A 14,681-nucleotide genomic window follows, 5' to 3' on the forward strand; every position below is an offset into this window, starting at 1 on the left:
ACTGCGTTCGCTCAAGGAGCAGGTGGGGCGCGGGCGGACGCCGATGTCACGCGGCAGCTGCGGCCTCCGAGGCAGGCTCCAAGGCAAGCGCGACGATCTCGGCGACATCCAACATCGGCTTCACATCGAGCGCATCGAGCACTTCAGCGGGCACCTCGTCGAGGTCGGGCTCGTTGCGCTGCGGGACGAACACCGTCTTCAGCCCGTTCCGCTGCGCAGCCATGAGCTTCTGCTTCACACCGCCGATCGGGAGCACGCGTCCGTTCAGCGTCACTTCGCCGGTCATCCCGACGTCGCTGCGAACGCGCCGCCCGGTCAGCATCGACACCAGCGCGGTCACCATCGTGACGCCCGCAGACGGCCCGTCCTTCGGGACGGCCCCTGCCGGGAAGTGGATGTGCACCTCGCCGCGGAGCGCCGCCGGGTCGATCCCGAAGTCGGCCGCGTGCGCCTGCACGTAGCTGAGCGCGATCTGCGCCGACTCCTTCATCACGTCGCCGAGTTGCCCGGTGAGCTTGAGCGTCAGCGCTCCACCACCGTCGCCCTCGTCGCCGCGTTGACCGAACACCGACAACGCCTCGATGAACAGCACGTCGCCACCCATGCCGGTGACCGCCAGTCCCGTCGCGACACCGGGGACTTCCGTCCGTTCGGCGGTCTCTGGCGTGAAGCGCGGACGACCGAGGTAGTCGACGAGATCGTCCACGTCGACGACGATCTCCTCTCCCGGCTTCTCCGTCTCGCGGACGGCGACCTTGCGGAGCGCCTTGGCCAAGAGTCGCTCGAACTGTCGCACACCCGGTTCGCGGGTGTATTTCGCAGCGATCTCACGGAGTGCGGCGTCAGTGATCGTGGCTTCCGCCGCCGTCAGCGCAGCACGGTCCATCTGACGCGGGACAAGGTAGTCCCGGGCGATGGCCACCTTGTCGTCCTCGGTGTAGCCGTCGATGGACACCAGCTCCATGCGATCGAGCAATGCGGACGGGATGTTCTCGACGACGTTCGCGGTCGCGAGGAACACCACGTCCGACAGGTCGAGGTCCAGGTCCAGGTAGTGGTCGCGGAACGTGTGGTTCTGCGCCGGATCGAGGACTTCGAGCAGGGCCGCCGCCGGGTCGCCGCGGTAGTCGGATCCCACCTTGTCGATCTCGTCGAGCAGGACGACGGGATTCATAGAGCCGGCTTCACCGATCGCTCGGACGATCCGGCCGGGCAGCGCGCCGACGTATGTACGACGGTGACCGCGGATCTCGGCTTCGTCGCGCACACCGCCGAGGGCCACGCGCACGAACTTCCGCCCGAGTGCACGAGCGACCGACTCGCCGAGCGACGTCTTGCCGACGCCAGGAGGACCGGCCAGCACCATGACCGCACCCGATCCACGGCCGCCGACGACGGACATCCCACGTTCGGCACGCCGAGTGCGGACGGCGAGGTACTCGACGATCCGGTCCTTCACGTCGTCCAGTCCATGGTGGTCGGCGTCGAGGATCTCTCGCGCACCTGCCAGATCGGTCGAATCGTCGGTGGTCACGTCCCACGGCAGGTCGAGGACGGTGTCGAGCCAGGTGCGGATCCAGCCGGCCTCGGGACTCTGGTCGGTTCCGCGTTCCAGCTTGCCGACCTCACGGAGAGCGGCCTCACGGACCTTCTCCGGCAGATCGGCCGCCTCGACGCGCCCACGGTAGTCGTCGGCGCCGTCGGGCTCGTCTTCCCCGAGTTCCTTGCGGATCGCGTTGAGCTGCTGACGGAGCAGGAACTCCTTCTGCGTCTTCTCCATGCCCTCACGGACGTCGGATGCGATCTTCTCGCTCACCTCAGTCTCGGCGAGGTGCTCGCCCGTCCAGTCGATGAGGAGTCGGAGACGTTCGTCGACGTCGCCGGTCTCGAGCAGCTGCCGCTTCTGCGCGTTGGTCAGCCACGATGTGTAGCCGGACGTGTCGGCGAGTGCGGCCGGATCGGTCAGCCGGTTGACGGCGTCGATCACCTGCCACGCTTCACGACGCTGGAGCATCGCCAGGACCACCTTGCGGTACTCGGCGGCGAGTTCTCTTGTCGTGTCGGTGATCGGGGTGTCGTCGACGACCTCGACCTGCACCCACAGTGCCGCGCCCGGGCCGGTGGTTCCGGCACCGATGTGAGCGCGCTGTTCGCCGCGGACCACCGCGACGTACTGCTCCTGGCCCTGCATGCGCCCGACCTGCACGATCGATGCGATCACGCCGTGTGTCGGGTAACGGTCGTCGAGCCGCGGCGCGATCAGGATCTTGCCGTCGGATTCCCCGAGCGACGTGTTCCCCCGGTCCCCGAGCGACGTCGAGGGGCGAGCCGCATCAACCGCAGCCTGCGCGGCGTCGTCGAGCGGCACCGGCACCACCATTCCGGGGAGCACCACCAAGTCGGGAACGAACAGGACGGGAACGGAAATGTTCTCAGACATGACACCTCCAAAGTTCAGTCTGTTCGACTCAACATCCGGGCCGGCGATCTTGTTCCTTAACGCTGTTCACCTACAGCGAACTACTCCGTGGATGAAGCACAAAACAACTCCGAGCCCTGTGACCACATGCTGGTCACAGGGCTCGGAGCGAGTCAGTTCTTACGTTTACGGGGCTGCCAAACCACAAGCGCGTTCGTGCGCGGGACGGGGACGAGTTCGGCACCGGGTCGGATGTTGCGTCGGGCGTTGTCGAGCTCGGTCTGCATCTCCGCGAGGCGGCTGCGGAGCGCGTCGACCTGATCGGTCAGTTCGATGATCCGCTTGACGCCCGCGAGGTTGACACCTTCGTCCTGGGACAGGCGCTGCACCTCGCGGAGCATCTCGACGTCGCGAGACGAATAGCGTCGCCCGCCGCCACTGGTGCGCTGCGGGCTCACCAGGCCGAGCCGGTCGTACGTGCGCAGCGTCTGCGCGTGCATGCCGGCGAGCTCGGCCGCCACCGAGATCAAGAAGGTGGCGGCGTCACCGGCGTCGTCGTGCGATTTCCGTGTAGCCATGGCCGATCACCGGGCCCATCCGTCTCGTGGATCGAATCCGCTCGACCGTTCCGCCTCGGCATACGACTTCATCGCAGCCATCGCTGCGTCGTCGAGCTTCGAGGGAACGGCCACCTTCACGGTGACGAGCAGGTCGCCCGCACCGCCGGACCGCTTCGGAACTCCGCGGCCTTTGAGGCGCAGGGTACGCCCGTCCGAGGTGCCCGCTGGGATCTTCACGCCGACGGTCCCGTCCAGAGTCGGAACAGACACCGTCGCACCGAGCACCAACTCGGAGAATGCGACAGGCAGTTCCACCTTGAGGTCGTTCCCGTTGCGCGTGAACACCTTGTCGGCGGTCACGTGCACCGTCACGTACAGATCACCCGACGGTGCACCGCGTCGTCCGGCCTCACCTTGGCCGGCGAGCCGGATGCGTTGCCCGTCTTCGACGCCCTGTGGGACGCGGACGTTGATCGTGCGAGGGCGAACCGTGATGCCCGAGCCCGAGCAGTCGGGGCACGGATCGTCGATCTTGGTTCCGGTGCCCTGGCAGTCGGGGCACGGCTCGGAGAATCCGAAGTGTCCCTGGTTGCGACTCACGAATCCGGAACCGCTGCAGCTCGTGCACGTGCGCGGGCTGGTGCCGGGCTTGGCACCGCTGCCGTGGCAGTTGGTGCACGGCGACGGGCTCGTCACTCGCAGTTGGACCGTCGTTCCCTGCACCGCGTCGCGGAACGCGAGGGTCGTCTCGGTCTCGAGGTCATTGCCTCGACGCTGACGAGGCGCGGTCGTCTTACGACCCCGTCCGCCGAAGAGACCGCCGAAGAGGTCACCGACATCGGCGCCCCCTCCACCGGCTCCGCCACCGAACAGGTCACCGATGTCGAAGCCGCCGGCGCCACCGCCGAAACCGCCTGCCGACGGTCCGCCGTCGGCGCGGAATCGACCGCTCGCCATGAGTGTGCGCATCTCGTCGTACTCTTTGCGCTTCGCGTCATCGGCGAGCACGCTGTGAGCTTCCGACACTCGCTTGAAGCGTTCCTCGGCGGCAGTGTCGCCGGGGTTGGCGTCGGGATGCAGCTCACGAGCGAGCTTCCGGTATGCCTTCTTGATCTGCTCCGCAGTGGCGTCGGAAGAAACGCCGAGGTCTGCGTAGAAATCGCGTTCCAGCCATTCACGCTGGGCTGCCATCAGACGTCACCTCCTGAAAGTCTGTGTATGTGTGGGATGCCTCTCGACTGCGCTCGAGGAGCGTGAGGCTCGTCGAGCGCAGTCGAGACGCGGATCATTCCGCAGCGGGCGGATCGGTGACGGTGACCATCGCAGTGCGGATCACCTTGTCACCGAGCCGGTATCCGGCGCGGTAGACCAGTCCGAGGACCGGCTGGTCGCCGGAGCCGTCGTTCTGGATCGCTTCGTGCAGCTCCGGGTCGAACACATCGCCCGGTTCGCCGAACTTGGCGAGCTTCTCGCTGGTGAGGACGTCGCCCAGTTTGTCGGCGAGAGCCTTGAGCGGGCTGCCGTCGGCGAGGTCGCCGTGCTCGCGGGCACGGTCGAGGTCGTCGAGCACGGGCAGCAGCTTCTCAACGAGAATCTGCTTTCCACGAGCGACGGCCTGGAGAGCCTCCTCGGCGCTGCGGCGCTTGAAGTTCGCGAACTGTGCGCGCTCCCGCTGCAATGCCTCGGTGAGTTCGGCGACCTGCGGGTCGGCCGCAGCCTGATCGGCTGCGACCTCCTCCGCGGGCGCTTCCTCAACGACAGCCTCGGCCACCGTCTCGTCCGCTTCCGGCGTCACGTCGTCGGGCGTCACGTCGTCGGGCGAGGTCACTTCTTGTCGTCCTCTGCCGGGTCGTCCACGACCTCTGCGTCGACGACGTCGTCGGCGCCGTCGGCTGCCGCGCCTGCTGCTTCACCCTCGGCCTGAGCACTGGCGTAGATCGCCTGGCCGACGGCCTGCGACTCCTCCGACAGCTTCTCGATGGCACTGCGGATGGCAGCGGTGTCGGTGCCTTTCAGAGCCTCGTTGGCCTCGGCGATGGCAGCCTCGACCTTCTCCTTGACGTCGGCCGGAACCTTGTCCTCGTTCTCCTTGAGGAACTTCTCGGTCTGGTTGACGAGCGACTCCGCCTGGTTGCGGGTCTCCGCCTCCTCGCGACGAGCGCGGTCCTCTTCAGCGTGAGCCTCAGCGTCCTTGACCATGCGGTCGATCTCTTCCTTCGAGAGACCGGAACCGTCCTGGATACGGATGCTGTTCTCCTTGCCGGTGCCCTTGTCCTTCGCGGTGACGTGCACGATGCCGTTGGCGTCGATGTCGAAGGTCACCTCGATCTGCGGGACGCCCTGCGGTGCAGGTGCGATGCCGCCGAGCTCGAACGAGCCGAGGAGCTTGTTGTGCGCCGCGATCTCACGCTCACCCTGGAACACCTGGATCTGCACGGACGGCTGGTTGTTCTCAGCGGTCGTGTAGGTCTCCGAGCGTTTGGTCGGGATGGTGGTGTTGCGCTCGATCAGCTTGTGCATCACGCCGCCCTTGGTCTCGATGCCCAGCGACAGGGGGGTCACGTCGAGCAGGAGCACGTCCTTGACCTCACCGCGGAGCACACCGGCCTGCAGTGCGGCGCCGACGGCGACGACCTCGTCCGGGTTCACGCCCTTGTTGGGGTCCTGTCCGCCGGTGAGCTCCTTGACGAGCTCGGTGACGGCGGGCATGCGGGTGGAGCCGCCGACGAGCACGACGTGGTCGATGTCGCCGACTGAGATGCCCGCGTCCTTGATGACGGCCTGGAACGGCGTGCGGGTGCGCTCGAGGAGATCGCTGGTGATCTTCTGGAACTCACTGCGGCTCAGCTGCTCATCGAGGAACAGCGGGTTCTTGTCGGCGTCCACCGTGATGTACGGCAGGTTGATCGAGGTCGACTGCGACGACGACAGTTCGATCTTCGCCTTCTCAGCGGCCTCGCGGAGACGCTGCATCGCCATCTTGTCCTTGGTCAGGTCGATGCCCGAGGTGGACTTGAACTTGTCGACGAGCCATTCGACGAGACGCTCGTCCCAGTCGTCGCCACCGAGGTTGTTGTCGCCCGACGTGGCGCGGACCTCGACGACACCGTCGCCGATCTCCAGGAGCGAGACGTCGAACGTGCCGCCACCGAGGTCGAAGACGAGGATGGTCTGCTCGCTCTCGCCCTTGTCCAGGCCGTACGCGAGTGCGGCCGCGGTGGGCTCGTTGACGATGCGCAGGACGTTGAGGCCGGCGATCTGGCCTGCCTCCTTGGTGGCCTGACGCTGCGAGTCGTTGAAGTAGGCGGGGACCGTGATGACGGCGTCCGAGACGTCCTCACCCAGGTATGCCTCGGCGTCGCGCTTGAGCTTCATCAGCGTGCGCGCGCTGATCTCCTGCGGGGTGTACTTCTTGTCGTCGATCTCGACGGTCCAGTCGGTGCCCATGTGGCGCTTGACCGAACGGATGGTGCGATCGACGTTGGTGACCGCCTGGTTCTTGGCGGGCTGTCCGACGAGGACTTCACCGTTGCGGGCGAATGCGACGACGGACGGGGTGGTGCGGGAGCCTTCAGCGTTAGCGATGACGGTGGGCTCGCCGCCTTCGAGAACGGACACCACGGAGTTGGTGGTGCCGAGGTCGATTCCGACAGCACGGGACATATGTGTTCCTCCTTGTGGGCGGCTACCTGACGAAGCCGGTTGGTTGGTTGGCCTGGCGTGGCCTTCGTTTCCGAAACCCTTAGCGCCTCGGACTCAGGTCTACCGGCCGAACTCTCGGCCGTCAACTTTCTTGAGTCTTCCTCACTCAGGCTTCTTGCTTCGTTCAACCTGCCGAACCACGGTTCCATTCCCCAAACTTGAGCGATATTCGATCAAGTTTGTGTAATCCCGCACACACAACCAGTCGCGCACCCCCTATTAGTCAGCACCCGCCGAACGGGCCTCCGCTCGTCGACCGAAGCCGGGCCGTAGATCGCTCGATCAACACTCCCGAGCACTCCAACAGCAAATCTGAGTCAGCACCCCATTCGTTGGCACAGTTCGAGCACAGAAATGTGACGTCTCACATGCTTACGTTCTGTGCGTGACGCCAGTCACTCAAATTTGGGACCTCGCGCTCGAAACGTCTCTCTTCGCAGGCAGGGCCGCCATCCTCCACTGACATCGGTGGCACAAATCGGACGGAGAGGACTCAAAATCTGTGCAGGTCACGCGCTTGTCCCTAGAACGGGTTACGGGAATCGATCGATCGAATCGGTCACTATTCATCTCATGCCAAACAACGCACGACTGACCCAGACTGTTCGACGCGCAGCCGTCGTCGCTGCCGCCGGAGCAGCTGCGGCAGCGATTGCCGGCCTCGACTCCGGAGCCGCTCACGCAGCGGTTGGAGACAACCTCCCTTCTTCGTGCCTCCAGGTTTCGCAGGATGGCGGTAACAACTGGGGAACGACCGCAGTCATCACCTGGAACAATGCCCGCCCGATACCCGGCGGTGAGGTGAAGCAGGCTTCGTTCAAGGTCCGGAACAACTGCGCTACGGCCGCTAAGTTCCAGGTGTACACAGGAAACTGGTCCCTGCCCGACGGCGGCTCAGCGACAGTGCGTGCAAATGCCGGCTCCGTTCAAGGAACCAAGACCTCACTGGCTGGAATCCCCAAGGGCCATCTGCTCGCCGAAACCGGCCGTCTGACCAAGGACGCGCCAGTCAACGTTGAACTGTTAGTCGGGATTCCCGCGAGCGAAACGGCCCAGGGCTTCACCATCAAGCCCGCATGGAACCTTGCACTCGAAGAGGTCGCGGGCGACAGTCCCGTCGACCCGGTTGACCCGGTTGACCCCGGTGGCTGCAACAACAGCAGCGCGAGCGGAAGCGCCAGCGGTTCGCTCGGCGACATCCTCGGTCCGATCCTCTGCTCGGACAACGGCAGCCTCGGCTCCGGCAGCGCGGCGTCGAAGCTGATCCAGCTCGACTCGCCGAACGTCGTCGCAGCCTCCCGCTGACCGACAAAGACTAGGCTCCCTCCCCTCCCCGATCTGCCGTGGCGGGCCACCTCCCCGAGGCCCGCCACGGCACCCCAAGACTTCGGCCGCACCCTTGGTGACCCCCGGCCGTAGACCTGCGCTCTGCGCAAGTCAGCTCGGCGCCATGGCGCCGAGCACTCCCTCCCAGCACTCCGACAGTCGGAGTGCCCGACCCGACAAGGGACAAACATGAACAAGGTAACCAAGGGCGCACTCGCCGCAGCCGCAGGCGCAGCCATCCTCGCTGGCGGCGCAGGCACAATGGCAGCGTGGAACTCGTCCGATGACATCGCCGGCGGAAACATCAGCGCCGGCCAGCTGAACATCACACAGGTCGGTACCGGATCGTGGTCGGTCCAGAGTGGCGGCCCGTTCGACCCCAACACCGACAAGCTCGCCCCTGGCGCGGTCGTGGTCTACACCGCCGACTACAACATCACCGCCGAAGGCGTCGGCCTGACTGCAACGCTCTCCGCCAACGAGGTCAGCGGCTCGACGGGCGACGCGAACCTGCTTGCCGATCTGGACGTCGAGATCGTCAACACCGGCAACAACACAATTACTTCATCCGGTACCCGCCAGATCCAGACCAAGGTCACCTTCAACGAGGACAGTGACAACAGCACTCAGAACAAGAGCGTTTCGCTCGCTGGCGTGACCGTCCTGCTCCAGCAGAACTAGTCCCACCCCTAAGAGGAAATCGTGAAGCCCCAAATCAAATGGGCGCTCGCAGCGGCGGCGGTTCTGCTGGTGGGATTTGTATCCCTCCAGCAGACCGGCGCCCTCTGGCGTTCGGAAGCAACCGCACCCGGCGGCACCATCACCGCGGGCACGCTCGAGATCTCGGCTGGTCAGAGCGGCGTGAAGAGCTTCAATCTCGACGGATTGACTCTGGCTGACGCCGACGCAGGACAGAGCGTGCAGAAGCCGCTGCCGGTGATCAACTCGGGCAACGTCACCATGCGCTACAAGCTCAATAGCGTTGCAGTGAACGGCTCCACACCGCTCATGCTCCGCGTTGCCACGGTCAACACTCAGGCAGAATGCACCGCCACCGGAAGCCCCGGCACTGAGCTGTACAACGGTGCTGCGAACACTGCGTTCACCGCGCCGCAGAATGTTTCGGCTGGAACCACCGAGGTGCTCTGCTTGAAGGTGACGATCGCGTCCAACGCGCAGACGTCGCAGTCGAGCAACGCCACGTTCACCTTCGGTGCCGAGTCGGTCTCGAACTCATGATTTCGAGCCGCGGAAGCCACCACACCGGCGGGACTGCCGTCTTGCCGGATCCTGACGATGTCGAGAGCACAGTCGACGACGATGAGAAGACTCCGCTTCTGTGGTGGGTCAAGACCATCGCCTCGTGGACTCTGCTCTGCGCCGCCGTCGCGCTGCTCGCGGCGCTAGTGGTGGTTCCGTGGCTGACCGGTTCGACTGCTTATACGGTGCTGACCGGCTCAATGGAACCGACATACCCTCCGGGAACGCTCATCGTCGTCAAACCGACGCCGGGGGCCGACCTCAAGGCGGGCGACGTAATCACGTTCCAGCCGAAGTCGGGTGACCCTTCCGTCACCACCCACCGCATCGTCAGCATCGTCTACGACGCGTCCGGAGTGCGGAAGTTCATCACCAAGGGCGATGCCAACAACGCGACGGACGAGCCGATCATCGAGGAGCAGGTCCGCGGACGGCTCATCTATTCGGTTCCGAAGCTCGGCTATCTGAACAACGTGATGTCGGGCAACACCCGAAGCATCGCGGTATTCCTGATCGCCGGCGGCCTCGGCATCTACGCGTTGTGGATGTGGATCAGCAGCATTCGCGACCGCAAGAAGCCGAAGGACGAGGATTCGGACGCACAGGCGGCTTCAGAGCCGTCTCCACCGCTCGACTCCCCGAGTTCCAACGAGTGGCCCGTCGCCGATGTCCCCGTCGCTCCGACAAGTGATTCCGTCACCCCGACGGTCATCACTTGTCCCCCGGCCGCAGCCCGACACCGCGCTCAGAGCGAATCCGGTACCGACTATCTCGTCGTCAATGACAGCTCTCCGAGTGTCAGTTCCAACTACCCGATCGTTGTTTCCGGCTCTCCGAGCGACGCTTCCTGCTCCCCGAACGTTGTTTCCGGCTCTCCGGCCGTCGCTTCCGGCTCTCCGAGCGCAGTCGAGGAGTCGCACGCGACAAACCAAGCCGCCGTCGCCTTTTCGTCCCTCGCAACTCTGTTCCCCGCCCAACCGACCGCGGTGGCCGAGTCGCCGCGGTCATCGACATGCCACGCGTGTGGCGCGCCGGCCCCTCCCCCGGCTGAACCCCTCGCGGGCGTGCCGTCGACCGCGACTACCCGACCGATCCCCATCATCAAGTGACTTGAGGCAAATGATGTCTTCTCCCACCCAATCCCGCTTGCGCGGCCGCCTCGGCGAGACCGGCTGGACGCGCGCCCGCGCCATCGCATCGCTCGGCATGGTCTTCGGCCTCGGTGCCGTCGGCACGATGGCCGCCTGGTCCGACACCGCCACGGCCACCACCGGCATGTTCACCACGAACTCCGTCAACATCCAGATGGAGCTAAACGGCGACCGCCCGACACACCAATTCACGACCCTCAAGCAGATCAACCTCGGCCGCGGCAACACCACCGCGGGCATGCTCGCAGTCAAGAACACTGGCTCGGACACGTTCAACTACGTCGTGGCGACTGCCGTTGCCGACGACGGCACCGCCACCTACGGCGGTGCCAGCGCTTCGATTCTGGCCCAGAACTTGTTCGTCACCGTCCGCGACGGAGGAACCGTCAGTGGTTCCGGCCCAACTGCCACCTGCACGGGCGGCACCGTCCTGGGCACGGCGGACACGGCACTTGCACTAGGTAACGCGCCGCTTCTGCCGACATCGGCCAACCTCACGGTCAATGCAACCCAGAACCTGTGCGTCCAGGTGAAGGTGAACCCGAATGCACCGAAGGAAGCACGTATGTCCTCGGTCAGCGTCCGCTTCGACTTCACGGCCACCAAGGCGTGATTCGGCATGAGTGAACTTCCGGACGAACGGCCGACAGGCCGCAGCCGACGTGAGGTCGCGCTCAACGTCGGTGCGGTACTCGGGCTGATCTGCATCGTGGTCGCTGTCGCTTCCACGCTGTTCGGGATCACCCCGCTGGTGTTCCGTTCCGGCTCCATGGAACCAGATATCCCGACCGGATCACTCGCTCTCGCCCGAACCGTCGACGCGGCCGATATCCGCGTCGGCGACGTCGTCAGTGTGAACAACGATCACGGAACGCGGATCTCCCACCGCGTAGTCGCGATCGAGCCCGCCGGCGACGGCGTGGTGTCTCTCACCTTGAAGGGCGACGCCAACCGCGCACCCGACGGCCTTCCGTACACCGTCACGGCAGCCGACCGGGTGGTCGCCCACGTTCCGCTGCTCGGCTACGCCGCGGCCTGGCTTTCCAGCAAGTCCGCAATCTTCCTCGGCGGCATCGTCGCCGGTGCCCTGCTGATGCTCGCGTTCGGTCCAATCCGCCGCTCGAGCGACACCAACTCCCCCAAGACCGACGAGCCCGCCGACCACAGCGAGCCGCAATTCCAGGAGGCCGACCGTGGCTAACCTTCTTCAGACCGTCCGCGCCAAGGCCCCGTCCACGCGCGCCATGCTCGCCATCGGCGGTGCCGCAGCCGTCGCCGTCGGCGTCGTCCAGACCACCGACACTCTTGCGGCGAATACCGACGCTGTCGTGGCCGATGCGAGCCAGATTGCAACCCAGAACTACTTTCCTACCCCTCTGCCGTCTTCCATCTCGTGCTCAGAGTCCGGGCTTGCTGGCTTCAAGAAGGCCAATGTGAGCTGGCCGAGTGCGGGCCCCGGCATGACGTACCGCGTGACGTTGTGGAACGAATCATTGACCAGCGCATCGAAAGGTCCCTCATACCAGACTGGCACGGGATGGACACTAAGCGTGAACTACGACCTCTCTTGGAACAACTATGTGCTCACCGTCCAGACCGTGAACACTGAGAGTGGCACCACAGACGCTAACCGAATCTATTCGTCCGGCTTCCGGCGCATCACCCTCGGAAGCAATGGTCAGCGGAATGGCACCTGTCAGGGCGGTGCGGGCGTCTCCGCCAACCAGACGTGGGAGGACCAGACTGCCTTCACGCCGTCCGCACCAGCGCAGCGCGGCGTCGATTCACTCAGTAGGTCTGCAAAGCTCGCCAGCCCATCGAGTTCCACGACGACATCCGAGCCTGCGCCGTCGTCGCAGACTTCGGAGACACCGCCCCAACCATCATCGAGCACGACGCCGTCGGAAGCCCCAGCACCGTCGGATCAGCCGGGTGCACCGTCGACCGGCTCCCCAGCGCCTGCTACCCCACCAGCGTCCGCTGAAGCAGACAAGATCACCTTCGGCGTCGGAGTCGCTGGGAAGGCGAAAGCGCTGCTGGTCTACCGCAACGGCATCGAGATCTGCGATTTTGAACTGCACGAAGGTGACACCCCCTCGATCAACGGCAATATCGTGTCGGTGACCAACGGAGGCTCGGTGAAGACGGTCAACCCCAAGACCTGCACCCTGAGCTAATCCCACGCAGATAGGCGGTGCTCGGCTGAATCCTTTCGGCCGAGCACCGCTGTATCGCGAAATCGAACCCATCTCTAATACGAGGTAGTAGGAGGCCTCGCCATCTCCGATGATAGGCCGATGTCGGACACAAAGTCGGTAGCACTTCCCCACATGCTGACCCCAGAGAACATCCGACTAGTCCGTCTCCAGCCCACTCGCCCATTCGAGAAGGGCTACCGCGAAGCGGACGTCGACCAGTTCCTGCGCCTCGTGGAGGACGACTTCCGTGAACTGCAACGTCGCGTCGACGGCGGAACCGCCGCGGTCAAGTCGTCGAGCGAATCGGCGGAGACTCGTCGACTAGAACGCACGCTGCTACCCGAGGAGATCCGGGACGCGGCCTTCTCGAAGCCTCCGTTCGGGTCGCGCGGCTACCACGAAGATGAAGTCGACCAGTTCCTCGACGAAGTCGAAGCGACCGTGCGGATTCTCCGCGGCCTTCTGTCTAAGTACGAGGCTCTGTAGTCTCCCTCGACCATCGATGTACGTCTCGACTGCGCTCGACGAGCGGGTGAAGACTCGCGCAGGGTGGACACGACGTCGCGGATCTGCGAAGTGTGGAGAGTCGGGTCTGAAATCACTGACGCAGCTCGAAACGGATAGTGGGCGAACACCATCACGGTGTCTGCGAAGTGGACCTCAGAACGGTCGATCATCCACTCAGGCCGGTGGGCCACCGAGAGCTGTGTTCACTGTCGAGTTCGGCTCATGTGTGCACATGGCCTCGGCGAGCACCACCGCGAGCGACGTGTTGTTCGGGTTCACGATGGTCCGGTTGCCTGCAATGATCTCCGTGGTCACCGCTTGCTTCGTCGCCTGGTCGAGACCCATGAACTCGGTGCACGACATCGTCAGCGCATTCGACGGTGCAGGAACAGTCGACGCCGGAGCACTCGACGGCGGTGTGCTCGACTCCACCTGGGTCGACGTCGTGACAGACGTGGACGTCGTCGTTGAACTGTCGTCGGCGGCCTTCACCGGTGTCAGGTCGGACTTCGAGCATCCGGCAAGAGCCGCGACCGCTACTCCGACTCCGCAGAGTGCAACGGCAACACGAGGCTTCGTCATGGTCGGCAGCCTACTGCGCAAACCAGACGGCGTGGTGGATGGACGATCATCCGAATGACTTCACTACCCTCACACCATGAGCAACATCAGCTACGAGGTCCGCGATCAGGTGGCGCATGTGCGCCTCAACCGCCCGGAGAAGCACAACGGGCTCACCCTCGACATGCTCGACGATCTGGCCGCCGCAGCCGACCGCGCTGCGAAAGATCGCAGCCTGCGCGCCGTGATCATCTCCGGCGAAGGCGACTCGTTCTGCTCCGGGCTCGACTTCGCCTCCGCAGGCAAGGAACAGGGCCGAATAATGCGGATGCTGGTCCCCAAGAAGGCCTCCGCCGCCAACAACTTCCAGAACGCGGGATGGGCGTGGCGCAACGTGCCCGTCCCGGTGATCGCCGTCATCACCGGCCACTGCTACGGCGGCGGTCTGCAGATCGCGCTCGCCGCCGACTTCCGGTTCGCCGCGACCGACGCCGACCTCTCGATCCTCGAAGCGAAGTGGGGCCTCATCCCCGACATGTCGCTGTCGGCGAGCATCGCGCAGCTCACCAGCATCGACGTCGCGAAGCGCCTGACCATGACGGGCGAGATGTTCAACGCCGAGCAGGCCCTCGACTGGGGTCTGGTGTCCGGAGTGTCCGACGACCCGTTCGCCGACGCCGACGCTCTCATCGAGCAGATCAAACAGCGGTCGCCCGACGCCGTCGCAGCATCGAAGGCACTGTTCGAAAACACCTGGTACAACGGCTCACGTCTGTCGTTTCCCGTGGAACAAACGCTCCAGGTCCGTCTACTTCGTGGCAAGAACCACACGATCGCCCGCAACGCCGGACTGAAGAAGGAGAAGCCCTCGTTCGGCGAGCGGCAGGTCTGACGCTTCGACTTCGCTCAACGAGCAAAAGAGGACGCCCGCTCAACGAGCAGTAAAGAGGAAGTCCGGTCGACGACCTAATAGGGAGTCCGGTCGACGCGCATGGGC

At 64.9% G+C, this 14,681-nt stretch carries 14 protein-coding genes and 2 pseudogenes; 10 read left to right on the plus strand and 6 right to left on the minus strand.

Features of this window, described 5'->3' with window-relative positions; all coding sequences use genetic code 11:
- Positions 1-46: 46 nt before the first annotated feature.
- From lon to dnaK, 5 genes are all read right to left on the minus strand, one after another.
- Complete coding sequence (lon, locus tag GM1_RS16605; RefSeq protein WP_008380739.1) at positions 47-2,440, minus strand: endopeptidase La; 2,394 nt, start codon at positions 2,438-2,440, stop codon at positions 47-49.
- A gap of 152 nt (positions 2,441-2,592) precedes the next feature.
- Positions 2,593-2,997, minus strand: a complete 405-nt coding sequence (locus tag GM1_RS16610; protein WP_008380740.1) for a heat shock protein transcriptional repressor HspR — start codon at positions 2,995-2,997, stop codon at positions 2,593-2,595.
- A gap of 6 nt (positions 2,998-3,003) precedes the next feature.
- Positions 3,004-4,170, minus strand: a complete 1,167-nt coding sequence (gene dnaJ / locus GM1_RS16615) for a molecular chaperone DnaJ (protein ID WP_008380742.1) — start codon at positions 4,168-4,170, stop codon at positions 3,004-3,006.
- A gap of 94 nt (positions 4,171-4,264) precedes the next feature.
- Complete coding sequence (gene grpE / locus GM1_RS16620) at positions 4,265-4,807, minus strand: nucleotide exchange factor GrpE (protein WP_008380744.1); 543 nt, start codon at positions 4,805-4,807, stop codon at positions 4,265-4,267.
- Positions 4,804-6,642 (minus strand): molecular chaperone DnaK, encoded by a 1,839-nt coding sequence (gene dnaK / locus GM1_RS16625; protein ID WP_008380745.1) that lies wholly within the window; start codon positions 6,640-6,642, stop codon positions 4,804-4,806. The genes grpE and dnaK overlap by 4 nt, the downstream gene beginning before the upstream one ends.
- 612 nt (positions 6,643-7,254) lie before the next feature.
- On the opposite strand from dnaK, the gene GM1_RS16630 reads away from it, so the two are divergent.
- The 9 genes and pseudogenes from GM1_RS16630 to GM1_RS23290 form a co-directional block, all read left to right on the plus strand.
- Positions 7,255-7,986, plus strand: coding sequence for a hypothetical protein (locus tag GM1_RS16630; RefSeq protein ID WP_008380746.1), 732 nt, complete (start codon positions 7,255-7,257; stop codon positions 7,984-7,986).
- Between the two features lie 210 nt (positions 7,987-8,196).
- Positions 8,197-8,688: an alternate-type signal peptide domain-containing protein gene (locus GM1_RS16635; RefSeq protein ID WP_008380748.1), complete on the plus strand. Its 492-nt coding sequence runs from the start codon at positions 8,197-8,199 to the stop codon at positions 8,686-8,688.
- Positions 8,689-8,709: 21 nt separating this feature from the next.
- Positions 8,710-9,246 (plus strand): hypothetical protein, encoded by a 537-nt coding sequence (locus GM1_RS16640; protein WP_008380750.1) that lies wholly within the window; start codon positions 8,710-8,712, stop codon positions 9,244-9,246.
- The gene (locus tag GM1_RS22005; RefSeq protein WP_008380751.1) at positions 9,243-10,376 is read left to right on the plus strand and encodes a signal peptidase I; all 1,134 of its coding nucleotides are present in this window, start codon (positions 9,243-9,245) and stop codon (positions 10,374-10,376) included. The genes GM1_RS16640 and GM1_RS22005 overlap by 4 nt, the downstream gene beginning before the upstream one ends.
- Positions 10,377-10,389: 13 nt before the next feature.
- Positions 10,390-11,031, plus strand: coding sequence for a SipW-dependent-type signal peptide-containing protein (locus GM1_RS16650; RefSeq protein ID WP_008380752.1), 642 nt, complete (start codon positions 10,390-10,392; stop codon positions 11,029-11,031).
- Between the two features lie 6 nt (positions 11,032-11,037).
- Entirely contained in the window at positions 11,038-11,619 is a 582-nt protein-coding gene (locus GM1_RS16655; protein WP_008380753.1) for a signal peptidase I, read from the plus strand.
- A gap of 43 nt (positions 11,620-11,662) precedes the next feature.
- Positions 11,663-12,595, plus strand: a complete 933-nt coding sequence (locus GM1_RS16660) for a hypothetical protein (protein WP_157436129.1) — start codon at positions 11,663-11,665, stop codon at positions 12,593-12,595.
- A gap of 153 nt (positions 12,596-12,748) precedes the next feature.
- Positions 12,749-12,850 (plus strand): annotated as a pseudogene (locus tag GM1_RS23285) (DivIVA domain-containing protein); the annotation flags it as partial.
- Positions 12,848-13,072 (plus strand): annotated as a pseudogene (locus GM1_RS23290) (DivIVA domain-containing protein); the annotation flags it as partial. The pseudogenes GM1_RS23285 and GM1_RS23290, both read left to right, overlap by 3 nt.
- Positions 13,073-13,297: 225 nt before the next feature.
- Here the strand turns inward: GM1_RS23290 and GM1_RS22420 are convergent.
- The gene (locus GM1_RS22420) at positions 13,298-13,705 is read right to left on the minus strand and encodes a hypothetical protein (protein WP_157436130.1); all 408 of its coding nucleotides are present in this window, start codon (positions 13,703-13,705) and stop codon (positions 13,298-13,300) included.
- 76 nt (positions 13,706-13,781) lie between these two features.
- Between GM1_RS22420 and GM1_RS16675 the strand changes: the two genes are divergently transcribed.
- Positions 13,782-14,576 carry a crotonase/enoyl-CoA hydratase family protein gene (locus tag GM1_RS16675; protein WP_008380761.1) on the plus strand — a complete coding sequence of 265 codons (795 nt, stop codon included), beginning with the start codon at positions 13,782-13,784 and terminating at the stop codon, positions 14,574-14,576.
- Positions 14,577-14,681 lie beyond the last annotated feature (105 nt).

Origin of the sequence: Gordonia malaquae NBRC 108250 (genome assembly GCF_000344135.1) — a bacterium.
Lineage (GTDB): Bacteria > Actinomycetota > Actinomycetes > Mycobacteriales > Mycobacteriaceae > Gordonia > Gordonia malaquae.